The sequence below is a fragment of the Psychrobacter sp. TWR1-1-1 genome, assembly GCF_049895865.1.
GTDB lineage: Bacteria > Pseudomonadota > Gammaproteobacteria > Pseudomonadales > Moraxellaceae > Psychrobacter > Psychrobacter immobilis_A.
Window position 1 is genome coordinate 17558 of record NZ_JAFCTE010000015.1, and the last position, 19218, is coordinate 36775.

Annotated in this window: 16 protein-coding genes; 9 read left to right on the forward strand and 7 right to left on the reverse strand. The window is 44.4% G+C overall.

The genetic code is table 11. From position 1 onward, the window contains the following. Window positions 1-107: 107 nt before the first annotated feature. Entirely contained in the window at window positions 108-236 is a 129-nt protein-coding gene (locus ACP69U_RS11980) for a hypothetical protein (protein ID WP_265088293.1), read from the reverse strand. Window positions 237-733: 497 nt separating this feature from the next. Here ACP69U_RS11980 and ACP69U_RS11985 point away from each other — a divergent pair, with 497 nt between their 5' ends. The 9 genes from ACP69U_RS11985 to ACP69U_RS12025 all read left to right on the forward strand — a co-directional run bounded on the left by ACP69U_RS11985 (window position 734) and on the right by ACP69U_RS12025 (window position 11659). After that, window positions 734-2062, forward strand: coding sequence for an efflux RND transporter periplasmic adaptor subunit (locus ACP69U_RS11985; protein ID WP_201580560.1), 1329 nt, complete (start codon window positions 734-736; stop codon window positions 2060-2062). Then, window positions 2059-5160, forward strand: a complete 3102-nt coding sequence (locus tag ACP69U_RS11990) for an efflux RND transporter permease subunit (RefSeq protein WP_426138620.1) — start codon at window positions 2059-2061, stop codon at window positions 5158-5160. The genes ACP69U_RS11985 and ACP69U_RS11990 overlap by 4 nt, the downstream gene beginning before the upstream one ends. 223 nt (window positions 5161-5383) lie before the next feature. Then, window positions 5384-5998, forward strand: coding sequence for a YceI family protein (locus ACP69U_RS11995; RefSeq protein ID WP_426138621.1), 615 nt, complete (start codon window positions 5384-5386; stop codon window positions 5996-5998). A 416-nt stretch (window positions 5999-6414) separates the two neighbouring features. After that, the gene (locus tag ACP69U_RS12000) at window positions 6415-7452 is read left to right on the forward strand and encodes a DUF1852 domain-containing protein (RefSeq protein ID WP_426138622.1); all 1038 of its coding nucleotides are present in this window, start codon (window positions 6415-6417) and stop codon (window positions 7450-7452) included. A 53-nt stretch (window positions 7453-7505) separates the two neighbouring features. Beyond that, window positions 7506-8552, forward strand: a complete 1047-nt coding sequence (locus tag ACP69U_RS12005) for a methionine synthase (protein WP_426138623.1) — start codon at window positions 7506-7508, stop codon at window positions 8550-8552. A 135-nt stretch (window positions 8553-8687) separates the two neighbouring features. Next, window positions 8688-9188: a flavin reductase gene (locus ACP69U_RS12010; protein ID WP_426138624.1), complete on the forward strand. Its 501-nt coding sequence runs from the start codon at window positions 8688-8690 to the stop codon at window positions 9186-9188. A gap of 77 nt (window positions 9189-9265) precedes the next feature. Continuing rightward, window positions 9266-10099 carry a sulfite exporter TauE/SafE family protein gene (locus tag ACP69U_RS12015; protein ID WP_426138625.1) on the forward strand — a complete coding sequence of 278 codons (834 nt, stop codon included), beginning with the start codon at window positions 9266-9268 and terminating at the stop codon, window positions 10097-10099. 157 nt (window positions 10100-10256) lie between these two features. Then, on the forward strand, window positions 10257-10556 hold the full coding sequence (locus ACP69U_RS12020; protein ID WP_426138626.1) for a LysE family translocator: 300 nt from the start codon (window positions 10257-10259) through the stop codon (window positions 10554-10556). A 158-nt stretch (window positions 10557-10714) separates the two neighbouring features. Beyond that, window positions 10715-11659, forward strand: coding sequence for an EamA family transporter (locus ACP69U_RS12025; RefSeq protein WP_087815065.1), 945 nt, complete (start codon window positions 10715-10717; stop codon window positions 11657-11659). A gap of 159 nt (window positions 11660-11818) precedes the next feature. Here ACP69U_RS12025 and truC read toward each other — a convergent pair whose 3' ends face one another. The 6 genes from truC to nusB form a co-directional block, all read right to left on the reverse strand. Next, entirely contained in the window at window positions 11819-12589 is a 771-nt protein-coding gene (gene truC, locus ACP69U_RS12030) for a tRNA pseudouridine(65) synthase TruC (protein WP_426138627.1), read from the reverse strand. A 185-nt stretch (window positions 12590-12774) separates the two neighbouring features. After that, window positions 12775-14619 carry a glutamine--fructose-6-phosphate transaminase (isomerizing) gene (glmS, locus tag ACP69U_RS12035; RefSeq protein ID WP_426138628.1) on the reverse strand — a complete coding sequence of 615 codons (1845 nt, stop codon included), beginning with the start codon at window positions 14617-14619 and terminating at the stop codon, window positions 12775-12777. A gap of 247 nt (window positions 14620-14866) precedes the next feature. Then, window positions 14867-16249, reverse strand: coding sequence for a bifunctional UDP-N-acetylglucosamine diphosphorylase/glucosamine-1-phosphate N-acetyltransferase GlmU (glmU, locus tag ACP69U_RS12040; RefSeq protein WP_426138629.1), 1383 nt, complete (start codon window positions 16247-16249; stop codon window positions 14867-14869). A 257-nt stretch (window positions 16250-16506) separates the two neighbouring features. Then, complete coding sequence (locus ACP69U_RS12045) at window positions 16507-17085, reverse strand: phosphatidylglycerophosphatase A family protein (protein ID WP_426138630.1); 579 nt, start codon at window positions 17083-17085, stop codon at window positions 16507-16509. 3 nt (window positions 17086-17088) lie between these two features. Continuing rightward, on the reverse strand, window positions 17089-18129 hold the full coding sequence (gene thiL / locus ACP69U_RS12050; protein ID WP_426138631.1) for a thiamine-phosphate kinase: 1041 nt from the start codon (window positions 18127-18129) through the stop codon (window positions 17089-17091). A 2-nt stretch (window positions 18130-18131) separates the two neighbouring features. Next, the gene (nusB, locus tag ACP69U_RS12055; RefSeq protein ID WP_426138632.1) at window positions 18132-19004 is read right to left on the reverse strand and encodes a transcription antitermination factor NusB; all 873 of its coding nucleotides are present in this window, start codon (window positions 19002-19004) and stop codon (window positions 18132-18134) included. Between the last annotated feature and the right edge of the window lie 214 nt (window positions 19005-19218).

Consider the following 19218-nt stretch of genomic DNA (forward strand, 5'->3'; position numbering starts at 1 on the left):
TCGACTATCGTCTAAATGGGCTGAAAATGGCTAAATTAATAGCAAAAAAGAGGACAGCCAACGCTATCCTCTTCTGTTTTTTGACGTAGAGCCATCATCTCGAAAAGCTATTTGGCTTTTTTCGACTTTTTCAATGACTTCTTAAGATCTTTGAGGTCTTTCTTTTTCTGCTTAATCTTTGCTTTGGTGTCTTTAATTTCTTGTTTAAGCTTCTTTACGTCTGATTTATTAGCCATGATGGATTCCTTTATTAGTAGAGTTATCTTAATAATGACAAATTACCCCATAAATACAAGTCTAAACTGTAGGGCGTATGTATCATTAATTTTTACGAGTGATTGTTCCAACTATAATGGTCGCATCTTAATGCATTCAATATGACAGCATATTTTTTCATTGGCTGAATAAGTTTTAAGCAAGGGATTTTGGTGAAGAAGACTTATGCAATGAACTGGGAATGAGCTAGGAATAGGCTGTCTTTTGTCTTTACTTATCGTTCACTTTATAATCTTTGCTACTAATAATCTTTATTAAGTTCAATGTCTTACTACGTCTTGATTATTATATCTTGATTACTATCAACAATTGACTATGTAGATACTTAACATAATTGACCCAATGACGAGATAGTCTACAATGATAAAAGACTATTTTGATAAGCTCTGCCTGTATCATTTTGTTTCCCTTATACTTTTTACGGCGTTAGTACCGTGCTTATTTATAGAGACCGACTATGAGTGATTTTGAACACCCTAATAATAAGCAAGCACCGACTAGCGAGCAAGAAACCAACATTGAGCCACCTCAACCATCTGAGCTACCACCGTATCGCCAGTCTGATAATTTGTCTAAAAAAACCGCTTCAAAACTACCATTATGGTTGTTACCCGTATTGGCAGCCGTGCTTATCATTGGTGTGCTACTTGGAAAGTATTGGGACGGTAGTGATAAAGCCGCGACCGATGAATCACCAGCTTCTAGTCGTACTTCAAGTGATGGTGCCACTGCAAGCGCTACGAGCACTGAGCAGGCGGTATTATCAGTAGAAACGGTCAGCCCAAGCCAAGATGATATTGGTAACACACTCAGTGCTGATGGCACCATTGATGCCAAAGATACGGCGAATGTCAGTGCTAAAGTCAATGGCGTGGCTATCGAGAGTATAGTGGTTGAAGAAGGTGATCGCGTCAAAGCGGGTCAAGTATTGGCGATATTTGACACCGATGCTATGGAGCAGCAAGTCTTGCAAGCAGAGGCAGATGTTGCCGAAGCAGAAGCGACGCTTGCCAATGCCAGCGCTGATGCTGCCCGTGTATTGCCACTGCTTGATATTGATGCGATTAGCAAACAAGAAGCCGATCGCTATCGCACTGCAAAGCTTCAAGCACAGGCTGCGCTACAAGCCTCCAAAGCGCGTCTGAGCACTCAGCGCTTGAGTGTAGATAATGCAACAGTGGTCGCACCAGTCAGCGGTGTCATCAGCGAGAAAATGGCGGAGGTCGGTATGGTTGCTGGTGGCGAGCCATTATTTACTATCATTAAAGGTGGTATTTTGGAATGGCGTGCAGATATTGATCCCAAGCTCGTCGGTGAAGTCAGTGTCGGGACGCCAGTACGGGTGAGCTTACCAGATGGTGATACGGTAATGGGGAAAGTGAGCCGCATAGCACCAACGGCGGACAACAACCGGCAGATTACTATTTATGCGAGCTTGGCGGCCAATGCAAAAGTACGGGCAGGTATGTATCAAACGGGTGAGTTCCTATTAGGCAGTGCCAGTACGCAAACGGTACCCAATAGCGCTATCGTCAGCAACGATGGCTATGATTATGTGATGCTAGTAACCAATGTGACGACTCAAGATGGTCAGACCATGGGTCGTATCAAGCAACAACGAGTGACATTGGGCGAGCGACTTGGCGAAAATGTGGCAGTGCTAGAGCCATTGCCTAGTGACAGTCAAATTGTCAAACAAGGCGGCAGCTTTTTAAATGATGGAGATTTGGTGCGTATCGTTGATGGTGTTAGCCAAACGAGTACAGCAGCGCAGGCACAACCATGAGTTTAAATGTTTCTGCTTACTCGATAAAAAATCCTTTAGTCGCCATTTTGCTATTCATATTACTGACGTTAGGCGGTATTTATGGCTTTATGAAAATGAAGGTACAGCAGTTTCCCGATATTGACCTACCTGCAGTTGTGGTCACGGTAACTTTACCGGGCGCCGCGCCATCACAGCTCGAAAACGACATCGCAAAAAAGATAGAAAATAAGCTCACCAGTATTGAGGGCATCAAGCATATTCGCACCACGTTACAAACGGGTGCTGCCACCATGGTCACAGAGTTTGTGTTAGAAAAGGATATTCAGGAAGCGGTCGATGATGTGCGCTCGGCAGTAGGCGAGGTACGCGGCGATTTGCCTGCCGCTGCCAATGACCCTATTATTACTAAAGTTTCAACCGCAGGATTCCCCGTTGTCACTTATTCTGTGGCTTCTGAAAACATGAATGTGGAAGACTTGTCTTGGTTCGTCGATGATACGGTCACCAAGCGTCTTTCTGATATACCGGGTGTCAGTACGGTTAGCCGTATTGGTGGTTTGCAGCGTGAGATTACCGTCGCAGCTGACCCGATTACCTTGAGTGGTCTTAAGCTCTCTATCACACAACTATCCAATCAAATCACGGGTATTCAGCAGGACAGCTCTGGTGGTGAAGCAGAAGTGGGCAAAACCACCCAGACGATTCGTGTCCTTGGTGCGGTGGAGCGGGCAAGTGAGCTCAATGATTTACAAGTGGCAATCCCAGTAGGCGGCACGCAAGCGCTTGGACGTATGGCACAAATCACAGATGGCGCGGCTGACCCAAGCTCTATTGCTAAGCTTGACGGGCAAACGGTGGTGGCATTTAACATCACCCGCTCGCGTGGTGCCAGTGAAGTCGAGGTCATGGAGCTGGTTGATGCAGAGCTTGCCAAGCTGTCAGCCGATGTAGATAACATCACGATTGAAAAGGTCTATGATCGGGCAACGCCGATTGCGGAAGATTATCAAGCCTCATTACGGATGCTGATCGAAGGTGGTCTGTTAGCAGTCGTCGTCGTATTTTTATTTTTGCGCAATATTCGGGCGACTATAGTTGCTGCTGTCGCCTTGCCATTATCAGTGATTCCCACATTTTTAGGTATGTACTTATTTGGCTTTAGCCTCAATATTATATCTTTATTGGCATTGTCGTTAGTGATCGGTGTATTGGTTGATGATGCGATCGTCGAGGTCGAAAATATCATACGGCATTTACGCATGGGCAAGACACCGTATGAAGCGGCGATGGAAGCGGCTGACGAGATTGGCTTGGCGGTAGTCGCCACCACCTTTACTTTGATTGCCGTGTTTTTACCCACCGCCTTTATGGGCGGTATCGTTGGACAGTTTTTCCGTCAGTTTGGCTGGACGGCTGCATTATCGATTTTTGCGTCTTTGATGGTCGCGCGTCTTATCACACCGATGATGGCAGCGTATATATTGCGACCAGAGAAAAAACACGTTGAGAAGCAAAGCGCGCTGATGGGTTGGTATCTCAAAATAGTGGCATGGACACTGCATCATCGCTGGCTGACGATGGGTGCAACTTTAGTGTTATTCGTGGCGTCACTGATGCTTGTCAAATTACTACCAACATCGTTTATTCCTGATAATGACATTGACCAAACTCGTGTGGCGATTGAGTTGACACCTGACGTTGCACTGGAAGACACAGAGCGCGTTGCTGCGCTGGCAAGTGAGCGTATTTTAGCAATGCCTGAAGTCACCAATATTTTTACCTCAGTCGGTGAGGCTCAGGCTAGCATGGACTCAAACTCTAGTGGTGGCAAAGCCGAAAATATAGCAGGTCTAGACATCGTGCTAGCACCACGTGCAGAGCGCGGCTCTAAGCAAGAGATTGAACGTCAAATAAGTAGTTTGTTGGCAGAAGTGCCAGGTGCGCGCTTTACCGTCGGTTTGTCGAGTGGTGGAGAGAGTGGTTACAACTTCTCTATGACCAGTACCAATCCGCAATTGCTTGAACAAACCGCTCAGCAAATTATGTCAGAGATTCGAGGGCTGCCCAGTGCTGGCTCCGTGACCAGTGACCGCAGTTTGCCGCGTCAAGAGTTAACGGTGACGCCAGACAGACTGGCGATGGCGGATAAAGGCGTGACCACGCAAGACATCGCTACGACGTTACGAGTGGCGACGGTGGGTGACTATGAGCAACGTTTATCCAAGCTCAATTTGGATACGCGGCAGATTCCTATCGTCATTCGTCTACCAGATGTTGCCAAACAAAATGTCAGTCAATTAGAAGGTCTATATGTACCGAGCTCGTTACCCGCAGGACAGGGTGTACGTGTGGGTGAAGTCGCGTCATTAGACTTTGGCACTGGGCCGGCGCAGATTAGCAGGCTCGATCGGGAACGCGCCATCAGTATCACGGTGCAACCTGCGAGTGGTGAGCTTGGAGATTTGGTGCAAGCGGTTAAATCAGTACCTGCCATGCAACAACTACCGCCTTCCATTACCATTATTGACCAAGGTCAAGCAGAAAACATGGCTGAGCTATTTAGCGGTTTTGTGATTGCGATGTCGGTCGGTGTGGTTTGTATTTTAGGCGTACTTATTCTATTGTTTGGGCGTATATTGCAGCCTTTTACCATTTTGATGGCATTGCCTTTATCGATAGGTGGCGCTTTTGTAGGCTTGGTTATTACCAATAGCAGTCTTTCTATGCCATCGATGATCGGCTTTATTATGCTAATGGGTATTGCCACCAAAAACTCTATCCTATTGGTCGATTATGCACTTATTGCACAGCGTCGAGGTTTGGCGCGTTTTGAGGCTATTATCGATGCTTGCCGCAAGCGGGCGCGTCCTATTATTATGACCACCATTGCGATGGGAGCGGGGATGTTGCCCTTAGTCTTCGGTTGGGGTGATGCCGATCCAACCTTCCGTCGTCCGATGGCCGCTGCGGTATTGGGTGGTCTGGTGACTTCGACGTTATTAAGCCTTGTGGTGATTCCCGTGGTTTATACTTTGATGGATGACTTGTCAGGATGGTTTGCTAAATGGCTCGTACCTAGTGGCAAAGAGCAGACAACGACAGATGGTAAAGTATGATTTAATGGATTTATTTGATCATACCTATGACATAGCGTTAGCAGTGAGAATGCTATGTCTAAAATAGACGAGCCTATATTTATTGATTAAGTATGGGCTTGTTGTCATTATATAAGAGAGCAATTATAAGAGCAAAATCACAAGCACAATCACAATCACAATCACAATCACAATCACAAAGGATGTGATGGCTCTATCATTTATACAGCAAAGGAATGTTACTATGAATCAAATATCCCTCTCGACAGTCATACTGTCCTCTCGAAAGCCGCTACTAGCATTAAGCATAAGCATGTTGGGTATCGCCAGCAGTCAGGCGAGGACTTACGATATTGATCCCACCCATACCAATGTACGCTTTGCTATTGACCATTTTAATACCTCTACCAACACAGGTGGCTTTTATAATATCACTGGGCAGCTAGATTATGATCCAGCGGCTAAGACCGGTAATATCTCGCTAGTAATTCCTCTGAATAGCCTAAATACAGGCAATACAGCATTTGATATTACGTTAAAAAGCGCAGATTTTTTCGATATTGAGCAGTTTCCACTGGCGCAATTTGAGTCTACCAAATGGTATTTTACGAATGATGGTAGTGGCTCAAATGTCAGCAAGGTTGATGGTATGTTGACACTACATGGCAAGACTAATCCCATTACGCTGACGGCTACCAAGTTCAATTGCTACTTAAACCCAATATTGAAAAAGCCAGTTTGCGGTGGGGATTTTACAACGACCATTGATCGAATGAAATGGGGCATCAGTAAATATACGTTATTGGGTATTACTAAAGAAGTTCAGCTAAACATTCAGATTGAAGCGGCAAGGCAGTAGTTTGACCGCGTTGAAGTTCAAAAAATCTTAAGAATGCTTATTGCTAACACAATCAATAGAAAGCAATTTTCTATTTATATTATCAAAAAAAGGGCTGAGACTTAGAAAATAAGTTTCGGCTTTTTTAATGAGAGAACCCTTAGATTCGTTAGTTTATCGAAATTTTCTTTATGCTTTCACTAGCGTAGCTCATTTTTCTACAGGCTTATTTTTTGCTGAATGATCCTATCGAGCAAGTCATAAAGTCTCCGCTATCCAATCTCATGTCATACCATAATTTCATTAACATGAATTATATTCATCTTATGTTTAAATAGTATCGTTTTTATTCATGTAATAGTTTGGGTATGATTCAACTCATACACAAATTGGGTTTTATCTCAAATAATGAGAGTAGATTAGGGTAGCGGATTATCATGAGTAAAGAATTTAGCTGTGCCATTAAGCGCATTCGTTTTGATGAAAACTATCATCCTGCAAATAGCACGCGTCTGACGACAAACTTTGCGAATTTGGCGCGTGGCGAGCATCGTCAAGAGAACTTAAGCAAAACATTAAGAATGATCAATAATCGTTTTAATGCTTTGGCGCATTGGGATAATCCCACCGCAGATCGTTATTCTGTTGAGGTTGATATTATTTCTGTCGACATGGATGTGGCAGGAAATGGCGATACTTTCCCTATCATCGAGATGCTGCAAACAACGATTGTGGATCATAAAGAAAACACCCGTATTGACGGTATGATTGGTAATAGTTTCTCATCTTATGTGCGCGATTATGACTTTAGCGTGGTCTTATTAGACCATTTCGATAAACATCCATCATCTGCGCCGCCAGTAGATTTCGGTGACTTACACGGCAAGCTGTTTCAGTATTTATTGAATTCAGAAGCTTACCAAGCTAATTTCACCAAGAAGCCTGTGATTTGCTTGAGTGTGTCCACCAGTAAAACCTATCAACGTACGACCAATCAGCACCCTGTATTGGGCGTTGAATACAAACAAGATGGCTGCTCTTTGAACAAAGGGTCATTAACCGATGAGTACTTTTCCAAAATGGGCTTAACCGTTCGCTACTTTATGCCTGCTGGCAGTGTTGCACCTTTAGCCTTTTATTTTGCGGGTGACTTGCTGAGCGATTATACCGATCTTGAGCTGATCAGTGCGATTAGTACCATGGAGACGTTTCAAAAAATCTACCGACCTGAGATTTATAACGCCAATTCAGCAGCCGCTCAAGTGTATCAACCGAGTTTGAAGTACCAAGATTATTCCCTAACGCAAATCGTCTATGATCGCGCAGAGCGCAGCCAGATGGCAGTGACACAAGGTAAGTTCACCGAAGAGCAGTTCATCAAGCCATACCAAACCATTCTTAATGAGTGGGCAGCAAGCTATGATGTAAATGAGCACGTGGCAGAAGCATGTGCGAATAAAGAATACGCTGCCTAAACACGCTCAATCTGGCTGAAATGAGAATACCAATAAATAAGAAGATGAATCGTATGACAATATTATTACCGACACAAAAGTTATTACCGACGTCAACGGCTGGCAGTTTACCGAAACCTTCTTGGCTTGCAGAACCTGAAAAAATCTGGTCACCATGGGCATTAGAAGGTGAGCAACTGTTTGAAGCCAAACAAGACGCGCTACGTTTGACATTGCAAGAACAGGTACATGCAGGCATTGATATTGTCAGTGATGGCGAGCAAACTCGTCAGCATTTTGTGACCACCTTTATTGAACATCTGGATGGCGTCGATTTTGAGAAGCGCGAGACCGTGCGCATTCGTAATCGTTATGATGCCAGTGTGCCGTCAGTTGTGGGCGCGGTAAGCCGTCAAAAATCTGTATTTGTTGATGATGCTAAGTTTTTACGTGCACAAACCGATCAGCCGATCAAATGGGCACTGCCTGGTCCGATGACCATGATTGATACCTTGTATGATGGTCATTATAAAAGCCGTGAAAAATTGGCGTGGGAATTTGCTAAAATCTTAAATCAAGAAGCGAGAGAGTTAGAGGCTGCCGGCGTGGATATTATCCAATTCGATGAGCCTGCATTTAATGTGTTCTTTGATGACGTCAACGACTGGGGTATTGCCACGTTAGAGCGTGCCATTGAAGGTCTAAAGTGTGAAACAGCGGTGCATATATGCTACGGCTATGGCATCAAAGCCAATACCGATTGGAAAAAGACACTGGGTTCAGAGTGGCGTCAATACGAGCAAGCATTCCCTAAATTGCAACAGTCGAATATTGATATTGTCTCTTTAGAATGTCAAAACTCACATGTTCCCATGGATTTGATTGAATTGATCCGCGGTAAAAAAGTGATGATTGGTGCCATTGATGTGGCAACCAATACCATTGAAACCCCTGAAGAAGTGGCCAATACGCTACGTAAAGCCTTGCAATTCGTTGATGCGGATAAACTGTATCCTTCAACCAACTGTGGCATGGCACCGTTGTCTCGACAAGTGGCACGAGGTAAGCTGCAAGCGTTAAGTGCTGGCGCGGCAATCGTGCGTCAAGAACTGACCGCTTAGGATTTATTGATAAACTGATACAAAATTTAGCTTTTATAGGTTGGGTTTTTAACCCCGTATATACCAGCTTGTTTAAACTCATGAGTGACCTCAGTTATCAATGAACTTAAAGATTTAAAATTTAGGAGTTAAGTCATGATTGAAGCCACCGATTTTAGAGATGGTATGTCTTTATTAACCACAGCGGTCAATGTCATTACCACAGAAGGCAGCGCTGGTACTCATGGATTTACCGCATCTGCGGTGTGTAGCGTCACCGATACACCGCCAACCTTGCTGGTTTGCATGAATCAGATATCTCGCTCACATGCCCATTTTATTGAAAATAAAACGTTAAGTGTCAATGTTTTAGGTGCACAGCATGAATCAATATCTAACGCTTTTGCCTCCAAATTGAGTTCACAAGAGCGATTTGAATATGGCTCTTGGTCACCGCTCAAAACAGGCGCTCCCGTTTTAGAAGATGCGTTGGTCAGTTTTGATTGTGAGATTGAGGACATTCAGCAAGTGGGCACGCACAGTGTTTTCATGTGCCGAGTGGTCGCCATTAGACAAAGTGAGCAAGAGGAAAGTTTGGTGTATTTTAATCGTGCCTATTCTCGGGTTGGTCAAGTGGATCAAGCAGAAATCGCTTAAGTTGGCTTTTTAACTGATTGATTGTCACTGAACTAAAATAACCATCGTACTAACTCTATATAAGAAGTAAATATCCCGTGGAATTAATCATTTTTTTAATCATAGGTGCGCTAGCAGGATTTGCTGCGGGGCTATTTGGTGTAGGCGGTGGCACAATTATCGTGCCATTATTATTCATCGTCTTTACGCAAATGGGTTACAGCCCTGACAATATCATGCATTTGGCATTGGGGACGTCATTGGCGACCATCATTGTCACCTCGATCAGCTCGTTAATGGCACACAATAAAAAAGGCGCAGTCATGTGGCCTGTCTTCAAAAATCTAGCACCGGGCTTAGCGATTGGTTGCTTTTTAGGGGCAGGGATTGCAGGACAGATATCTGGGCTGTATCTTCAACTCATTGTTGGGGTGTTTTTGCTTTGGGTCGCCTACAAGATGTTTTTCGGTGGCAAAAAACAGGTTACTAATCATGCTACCAATTCTAGTAGTGCCGACGATGCTAATACACAACTGCCTTCAAAACCTAAGCAGCTCGCAGCAGGTGGGGTTATCGGTATCGCTTCTGCTATTTTCGGTATTGGCGGCGGTAGCTTAACCGTGCCTTATCTCACGCGGTATGGTGTAGTCATGCAAAAAGCCGTTGGCACCTCAGCAGCTTGTGGTCTGCCGATTGCCATTGCTGGAGCATTAGGTTTTATGTTTTTTGGGATGCAGCAACGAATTGATGTGCCTAACACCATTGGCTTTGTGCACATTTATGCCTTTTTAGGGATCAGTATCATGAGCTTTTTTACCGCCAAGCTAGGCGCGAAAGTTGCTCATATACTATCACCAGAGCTTTTAAAGAAATGCTTTGCGGTGTTATTAACGGTTGTGGGGTGCTATTTCCTGTATAAGGGATTGGTTTAAGTCTTTATATTGGCGCGTTTACACTGCAACGTTTAGATAGTTCAAAAGTTTATTTTGAGTGGTTCTCTTATATCAGTCTGCTTTAAGTGGTCTATTAATGGGTCTAAAGGGTGAAGTATCTAGGTTCTGTTTGGTATACGTATTTTTGTTTTTCAGAATGATCTTTGGAAAGAGAAAATCATTTGTCCTAGAGTCTGGCAACACGTTAGATGTGAGTAGTACAAGTGCTGGTAGATTATTCAAAGAAGGTTTGCTAACCTCTCTTTCTAACCCAAAACCTATCTTATTTTCTATGGCTGTATTTCCGAAATTTATCGACACTGAACAAGCCTATCTTTATCAATTTCTCATTTTAGCTTCAGCTTTTTGCCTCTTGGTCTTACTAATCCATTTTTGCTATGCAGAAGCGTTTGCTTTAGCCAGTCGGTATCTATGGAAAGCTCAAGATAACCTCTAGTTAATTACAAAAATAGGCGGTGCAATATTAATGCTCATTGCCGTTCTATTGTTTGTAAGTGTGGTGCTCGCTCTCTAAAAGCCTCCTATGGTTAATACGAGATTGTCATAAAATTTTTTTAAATATAATAACCAGCCATAATTTCTTAGGCCAACGATATGACTCCTATATACACTGCATTGGCTGTACTGGTTACTTTTATTTGGGGTGTGAACTTTACCTTTATTGCATGGGGACTTGAAAGCTTTCCACCGCTAATGCTCACCGCCCTGCGTTTTTTCTTTACCGCTGTGCCACTGGTTTTCTTTCTGAAGCCGCCCAAATTTAACCGTACATTACTTATCTATGCTATCGGTACGTTTGTCATGCAGTATGCTTTTGTCTTTACTGCCATGCACTTAGGGGCATCAGCAGGATTGACGGCACTATTGCTACAAATTCAAATTTTTATTACCGTATTGTTGGCGTATTTTATACTGGGTGAGGCAGTGAGTCGCATGCAAATCATCGGTATGCTGGTCGGTGTGCTAGGGCTTAGCGTCATCGCGTTGAACCTTGGTGGTGATATGCCTCTGGCTGGGTTTGTCTGTATCTTGATTGCGGCCATAGGCTGGAGCTTTGGTAACATTGCTTCAAAACAGGTTTCAACACAAGCGATGCAGCAAGGATCAGACAGGGCTATTATTTCGTCTAATACTGGAAGGAATAAGGCATCCGCGTTGTCTGCTCTCGCTCTCGTGGTTTGGGGTGGTCTGATCGCTTGCGTGATTTTAACTCTATCTTCTCTCATATTTGAGACCGAGGCATGGCAGCTGGCGACGTTTACCGAGGCATCGCTTAAGTCTTGGTTATCACTTGGGTTTATCGTGTATGTCTCAACGCTGATAGGCTTTGGACTGTGGGCGCATCTGCTTAGTCAAAATACGGCTTCTAAGGTTATGCCGTTTGCTCTATTGGTGCCAGTATTCGGTATGACAACCTCAGTGCTGCTTACAGGAGAGGTCGTGACATGGTGGAAGATGCTGGCAATGATATTGATATTGTCGGGGTTGGTGCTAGCGAATATAAAAATGAAACAGGGAAGAAAGCGCCAGCCAATATGATGTTAGCTGCTCTTATTCCTATAACAGCGCTTACGGTAAATAAAAATCCAAAAGCTCATAGCCGAAGATTGAAGTCCTTACTAGGGTATCGAACCTTCATATCTAGCATCAGTATGTCGACTTCTTTGATATGACTATCTAAGATAAAACCTAAGCTGTTTAATCTTTAGCGCTGTCCACCCAAGAAAACTCTTCTAAGATACGCATCCATTGGTCATCTAATTTAGCTTTTAGCAATAATGGCTCACCAGTGACGGGGTGGCTGAGCGCTAAAGTCTGAGCATGCAGCAACATGCGCGTACAATCATAGTGAGTACGAAAAAATCGTGTGTGACGTATATCACCGTGGCTAGTATCACCCACGATATGATGGAATACATGTCGCATGTGCCGACGCAGCTGATGCTTGCGCCCAGTCTCGGGTGTCAAGCGCACAAGACTATAGCGGCTCGTGTCATGCTTTTTTGATACGGCAAATGGTAGCTCGATTTGTGCCAAACTTTGCCAATGGGTCACCGCCTCTTGAGCGGGTTTGTCCAAATCGGCAAACTTATCGGCGATGGCATCGGGCTGAAAGCTCAACGCATAATCAACGGTGCCTTGTTCTGGCATATAGCCGCGCACCACGGCTAAATACTGCTTGGTAACTTTGTGTTCAGTAAAAGCCTCGCCAAGGCTGCGCGCCACGGCTGAGCTCTTGGCAAACAATAATACGCCCGATGTGGGCTTGTCTAACCTATGCACCGGAAATACATGACAACCTACCGCATCACGGGTGAGCTGCATGGCAAAGCGCGTCTCGCCTTTATCCAGCCAACTGCGATGCACCAATAGACCAGCCTCTTTATTAATTGCCACCAGAAATTCATCTTCATAGATTATTTCTATTTGATTAGTGATTTGATTGGCGGTGCCGCTTTTGATATCCATGTTCTCATTGTCCATACTGTAGATACAGTAATTATATAAGTGATTGAATTATATAGATTACTGATATTTTTCTATTTCGTTATTCACAAAAAAATCCTTCGCTATCTTATTCGTACCAGATAGCGAAGGACTCGGTGTAAAAAGCAGCTGATTAATAATAATATTATTAAAATCAAATACTTATATTACTCAACAGTCACTGATTTTGCGAGGTTACGTGGCTGATCGACGTCTGTGCCGCGCATTACGGCGACATGATAAGACAGCAGCTGTACGGGTACGCTGTAGACGATAGGGGCAAGCGTTTCACAAACATCGGGCACATAGACCACATGTAATCTGTCTTCTGCCACCATCTGACTAGATTCGCTGGCAAAAACGAACAGCTCACCATGACGCGCGTGTACCTCTTGCATGTTGGCTTTTAGCTTATCAAACATGCTGTCTTTTGGCGCTAGTACGACGATGGGCATGTCTTTATCGACCAATGCCAATGGACCGTGTTTCAGCTCACCTGCCGCATAACCTTCAGCGTGGATATAAGAGATTTCTTTCAGCTTTAACGCGCCTTCTAGAGCGATCGGGAATTGTAGACCTCGACCTAAGAACAAGCAGCTCTTTTTATACTCAAAATGCTCACTCATGGCTTTGATAGGCGCATCGAGGTTTAAGCTGGCATGTAGTTGACCACGTAGCTCTTGTAATTGACCAAGCAAGGTACTCAGGTTTTCGCCAGTCATGCGCTCCTGAACGACACCCACTTTTAAGACCAATAGCATTAAAGCGGCGAGCTGAGTGGTGAATGCTTTGGTAGAAGCAACACCAATCTCGGGACCAGCAAGCGTTGGTAAAAAGATATCCGTCTCACGTACCAGAGACGATGTCGGTACATTACATAAGGCTAAGCTGACTAGACCTGCTGGCGTGTGCTTTTGAATATCACGTAGCGCCGATAACGTGTCTGCCGTTTCGCCAGATTGAGAAATACAAATGACGAGTGTGTTGTCGATGACGACAGGATTGCGATAGCGAAATTCACTAGCGACTTCAACGGAACAAGGCACACGAATCAGGCTCTCAAACCAATATTTTGCGACCAAGCCTGAGTGGTAACTGGTACCACAAGCGATGACTTGGACATGCTTAATGCCTTTTAATTGCGCTTCATGACGCTGCAAAAAATCATCGCGCAGTTGAGACGGCTCATCGCTATCTACAGCCATCTCAACAGTACGGGCAACCGCGTCTGGCTGCTCATAGATTTCTTTGAGCATATAATGCTTAAATTCACCTTTATCCGCATTGTGCTGTGCCGCATCAATTTCATGTATCTGACGTTTTACTTCGACACCATCGGCATAAACCTGAATGCTACTGCGCGTCAATTTGGCGATATCTCCTTCTTCTAGGTACATAAAGCGATTGGTGACCGGTAGTAAGGCTAATTGATCAGAAGCAATAAAATTCTCACCGATACCCACACCAATCACTAGTGGAGAGCCCAAACGAACAGTAATCAGCTCTTCTGGGCAGTCGATATGTAGAATACCAAGGGCAAATGCGCCATGTAATAACGGAATAACGGCACGAACCGCCTCTAGTAAATCAGGTGTGGTTTTGTAGATATCATTGATTAGATGAGCGACGACTTCGGTATCGGTCTGCGACGTAAATACGTAACCTTTAGCAATCAATTCTTCTTTTAATTCGGCATAGTTTTCAACGATACCGTTATGTACCACAGCAATCTTGCCTGATACGTGCGGATGGGCATTACGCTGTGCCGGCTCGCCATGGGTTGCCCAGCGTGTATGCGCAATACCAATATGACCATCGAAAAATTCAGGATTGACGGCCACAGCATCGACCAATGCTTGCACTTTACCCACTTGGCGCTCGCGATGGAGTTCGCCATCACGAATGACGGTCAGACCGGCAGAATCATAACCACGGTATTCTAGACGCTTAAGACCCTCAAGTAAGATATTAGCGATATTACGCTCAGCGACTGCTCCAACGATTCCACACATAACTATTCCTTAAATTCGATGTTTCATGTTTTGATTTTTAAAGGCTTCAATGTTTCAATGCTTAACCGCTCAAATGCTTTGAGAGGCAATAATGTTCAGTCAATAAATAATAGAAGTTCATACTGGCAGAGCTTTTATACTAACAATTTTGACGTTATAAATATAAGGAAGCAGCATCACAAAAATTGTCATGCTGCTTAGTATTACTTCAATAGATATTGTTCAAAATACTTGTGATTGACCATTGCTATTTTGACTTTTTGGTCGGACGCTGAAAGTCGTTTTTCTGAGTTTGTCGTGCCCGTCCAAAGGCTAATGCTTTACTGTCGACGTCTTTAGTAATCACTGAACCTGCAGCAACCGTAGCGGTATCACCAATAGTCACAGGTGCCACTAAACTTGAATTCGAGCCAATGAAGGCATTGTCTTCGATAATAGTTTGTGATTTATTGACACCATCATAATTACAAGTAATGACGCCTGCACCGACATTGACATCTGTACCAATGGTCGTATCACCGATATAACTCAAGTGATTGACTTTGCTGCCATGACCGACCGTTGATTTTTTAATCTCGACGAAATTACCAACTTTACTGTTATCAGACAGTATGGTTTCAGGACGCAAATGGGCGAAAGGACCGACATCAACACCTGCCCCAATCTCAGCGCGATCAATCACGCAATAAGGTTTTATGTGGCAGGCATTACCAATGTGGGCGTTTTTGATGACACAGCCCGCTTCGATATAAACATTGTCACCTAAGACACAATCACCCTCGAATACCACACCCACATCGACAAACACATCTTGACCCGCAGTCAAGGTACCGCGAATATCAACGCGTGTCGGATCAGCAAACTGCACGCCCGCTTCTTGTAAGTCGGCAACCAGTTTGCCTTGCCAAGTGCGCTCTAAGCTCGCAAGTTGTTGGCGGTTATTGACGCCTTCAATCTCAAAGGTATGCTCAGGCTCAATCGCGACAATATTAATACCTTCAGCGACCGCCATTTTGACGATATCCGTCAGATAGTATTCTTGCTGCGCATTGTCATTAGACAGTTTTGGCAGGTATTTATGCAATAACGCATTATCGACGCAGTAAATACCGCTATTAATCTCTTGGATTTTCTGCTCATCGGCGCTGGCATCTTTTTGCTCGACGATGGCTTCGATGTTGCCGTCTTTGTCACGTTTGATACGACCGAGACCAAAAGGATTATCTACGGTCAACGTCAACATCGACATGCCCTCGGTGTTAGCCGCTTGTAGCGTTGCTAATGTCTGGCAGCTGACTAATGGCACATCACCATAGAGAATCAGGCTTTGCCCTTCTTTGGGTAATTCCGACAGGGTTACTTTCACCGCATGTCCAGTACCTAATTGCTCAGTCTGAGCAACCCAAGTAATAGGCAAGTGTGCATATTGAGCATTGATATCTGCTTGGACTTGCTCGCCACCAAAACCATGAACAATAATGGTGTCGTCAACCGTTAATTGATGACACGTATCAAGGACATGACCCAATAACGACTTACCAGCCAATGTCTGTAGCACTTTTGGCTTAGCCGACTGCATACGCGTGCCTTTGCCAGCAGCGAGGATGATTACCGAGAGGGGAGTTGTCATAATAGCCTACAAATGTAACAAAATATAATTTCAAATTATAACGCAAACCGTCATTTAACTAAAACGCTATGTCGTGACATCTTTGTAACTTACGTTGCTTGTCATGGGCTTACCATTTACTGGTGGCTTGCTGATAAATTGGCTATCGTCACAAACGCATTACTAAAAAAGTGGGAGAGTTAAAAAAATGATGGACTATAAACGACAATCGGTTATGAAAGACCGTCGCTTATATAAAAGCGAGGCTAATTTAACAGCTAAAGGATGGTGGTATAAATAATGATCCAGACGGCTGCTGCCATGACCCCTGCGATGATGTCATCAAGCATGATACCTAGGCCGCCCGCGACTTTTTTATCTGCCCAGCCAATCGGTGGTGGCTTAATAATGTCAAAAAAGCGGAACAATATAAAGGCGATAATAATGGCAACAATAGAAGAGGTTTGAGCGATATTTTGCCAAAAATTACCGTCAGCGATACCCATATAAGATAGCGGCAGTAGGGTAAGCCACATGCCTGCCCATTCATCCCAGACGATATGCGGGTTATCATGACCACCCATTAGCTCTGAGGTACGACCGCATATCCAACTACCAATCACACAAGAGAGAATGGTAATAATCAAAAATGGTACGAATCCTAAGCTTAGCAATGGTATTGCGACGATTAAGCCACCAACCGTGCCCCAAGTACCGGGTGCACGGCGAGGCAGACCACTACCTAAACCCAACCCAAGCCAATAAACTACGCGGTCAAGCATACTGGCATTGGCGGGTAGCGGCGGGCAGTCATTGGCTTTACGGATATCAGGCTTAGATAGGTTGTGATCAATCATGGGTTAACCTGCAAAATGTTGGTAACCCGTCAGATTGGGCCAAGTAGTAAAGGGGGCGGGATGGGTAGGTGTGATTGGCTGTCCTTGATAAAAAAGCTCTGGTCGTAAACTCTTGGTAGCATCTGGCTCATTTACGGTTATGACTTCGCCGATACAGGTAACAGGCGTGTTGCTACTGTCATTAACAGGTGGTTCAATATGAGCAGGCAAAGTAAAAGCCAATTCATAATCATCACCGCCAGCCAGCTGGCACAACAAGCGCTCGGTTAACTCAGCGTTTGCCAATGCTTTGCTAGTAGGTAGCTGATCAAGATGAATGCGCATACTAACGCTGCTTTGTTGGCAGATATGTCCCATGTCTTGATACAGACCATCAGAGATATCTATCATCGCCGTCGCACCGATTTTTGCCAATGCTGAACCCAGTGCAATACGTGGCGTTGGCATATGTAGACGATGCGCAAGCTCAATACCGATAGCAGTATCAGGATGCTGTAGCGCATAAGCGGCATCTCCAAGCGACCCTGAGACATAAAGTTTGTCGCCAACTTGCGCGCCTGAACGGTAGACGGCTGGCGTCTCTTTGGTGAGTAACCCTTGTGCGCTGACACTCAGAACTAAATTGTCGCTGCGCGTGGTATCACCACCAATAAGTGTCACCCCAAATAGCTGGCAAGCATGAAATAAGCCTTTAGCAAATTCACTTAACCAGTGCTCATTTGCCAAGCGCTCAGGCAAAGCTAACGCCAGTAGAATACTATGCGGAGTTGCACCCATAGCGGCAATATCTGAGACGTTCACTGCCACGGATTTATAACCGATGGTAAATGCCAGCTTATTTACTTGCTCCCAGTCAGCGCTAAAATGTCGACCTTGAACCAGTGTATCAATACAGCTGACCAAGCGCGCACCTGCAGGCAAGCTCATCACCGCCGCATCATCACCAATGCCTTTTTCGACAATGCCTTTGTCAACACTGCTAGACAATGACTGCGCAGCTTGTATTTGGGAGAATATACGCTCAATCAGCTCAAACTCATTCATGATTAGTCTTTGCTGTCTGCATCAATGCGGTCTGTTTCAATCGCTTTTTTGCTCGCTTTAAAGTCACTAATATTGGCAGTAGCCTTACTAGCGCTATTGCGTTTGACGGTAGCATTATTGGCGCTAATACGAGGCTTGTTTGAAGTAGTTGATTTTTCTTCAATGGCAGCTTTATCAGCACTATCTTCTATATCAGCGTTATCGTCAGCATTGCTATCCGCTTTTATTACAGGTTTAGCAGCCGTTTTTTGTGAGGTGCGTAAATTGGCTTTGCTATCTGCTTCTACTTCAATAGCACGTAGCTCTACCGCCATTTTATCAAGGACGGCATTAATCAATTTATGCGCGTCAGTAGCGCCAAAGTGATTATTCAGCTTCATCGCTTCATCAAGTACCACTTTATAAGGAATCTCTAAGCGGTTTTGTAGCTCGTAAGCACCAATTAAAAGAATAGCGTGTTCGACGGTATCCAATTTATCGATTTCACGGTCAAGATGCTGAGAGATAAGGACATCTAGTGCCTCGATCTGCTCTGGGATGTCACGCATCATTTCATGATAATAGCCAATATGTACGGTATGCATGGCATTGGTCGCGCGTGTACGAGCGGCGATATCGTGTGGGGCATTGTCTTTCCAGCCAAGCTTACCATCGATATCGAAGCGGCGGTCAGTGACGAGCCATTCGTATAGACCTTGCATCGCAAAGCGTCGTGCTTTACGGATAGCAGTGTGACTGGTCTTGTAAGAAGACTCACTCATATCGAAGATTTGATCACCCGCACTGCTGCTCGCGATGCGCGTGGCTTCAGCTTGTTTATCATTGGTTTGGGCGGTTTTCGCAGCGCTGATAGCGCGCTTGAGTTGGTCAGTCATAGGGGGTCTATACCTAGTTGCTAAGATAAAAAGTTTTTAAGATAAAAGGTTTAAAATAAAATGTTAAATAGTAGTTAGCTGGCAGGCTTTGCCAGTCAAGTTTTGTAGCGTACTTGGTAACAGTTTTTGTAACACTGACGCTGTGGTCTCGATAAAAACGAAAGCTCATAAAAACCACAGCGCTCATTAAATAACAAATAGCCTATCAAATGAT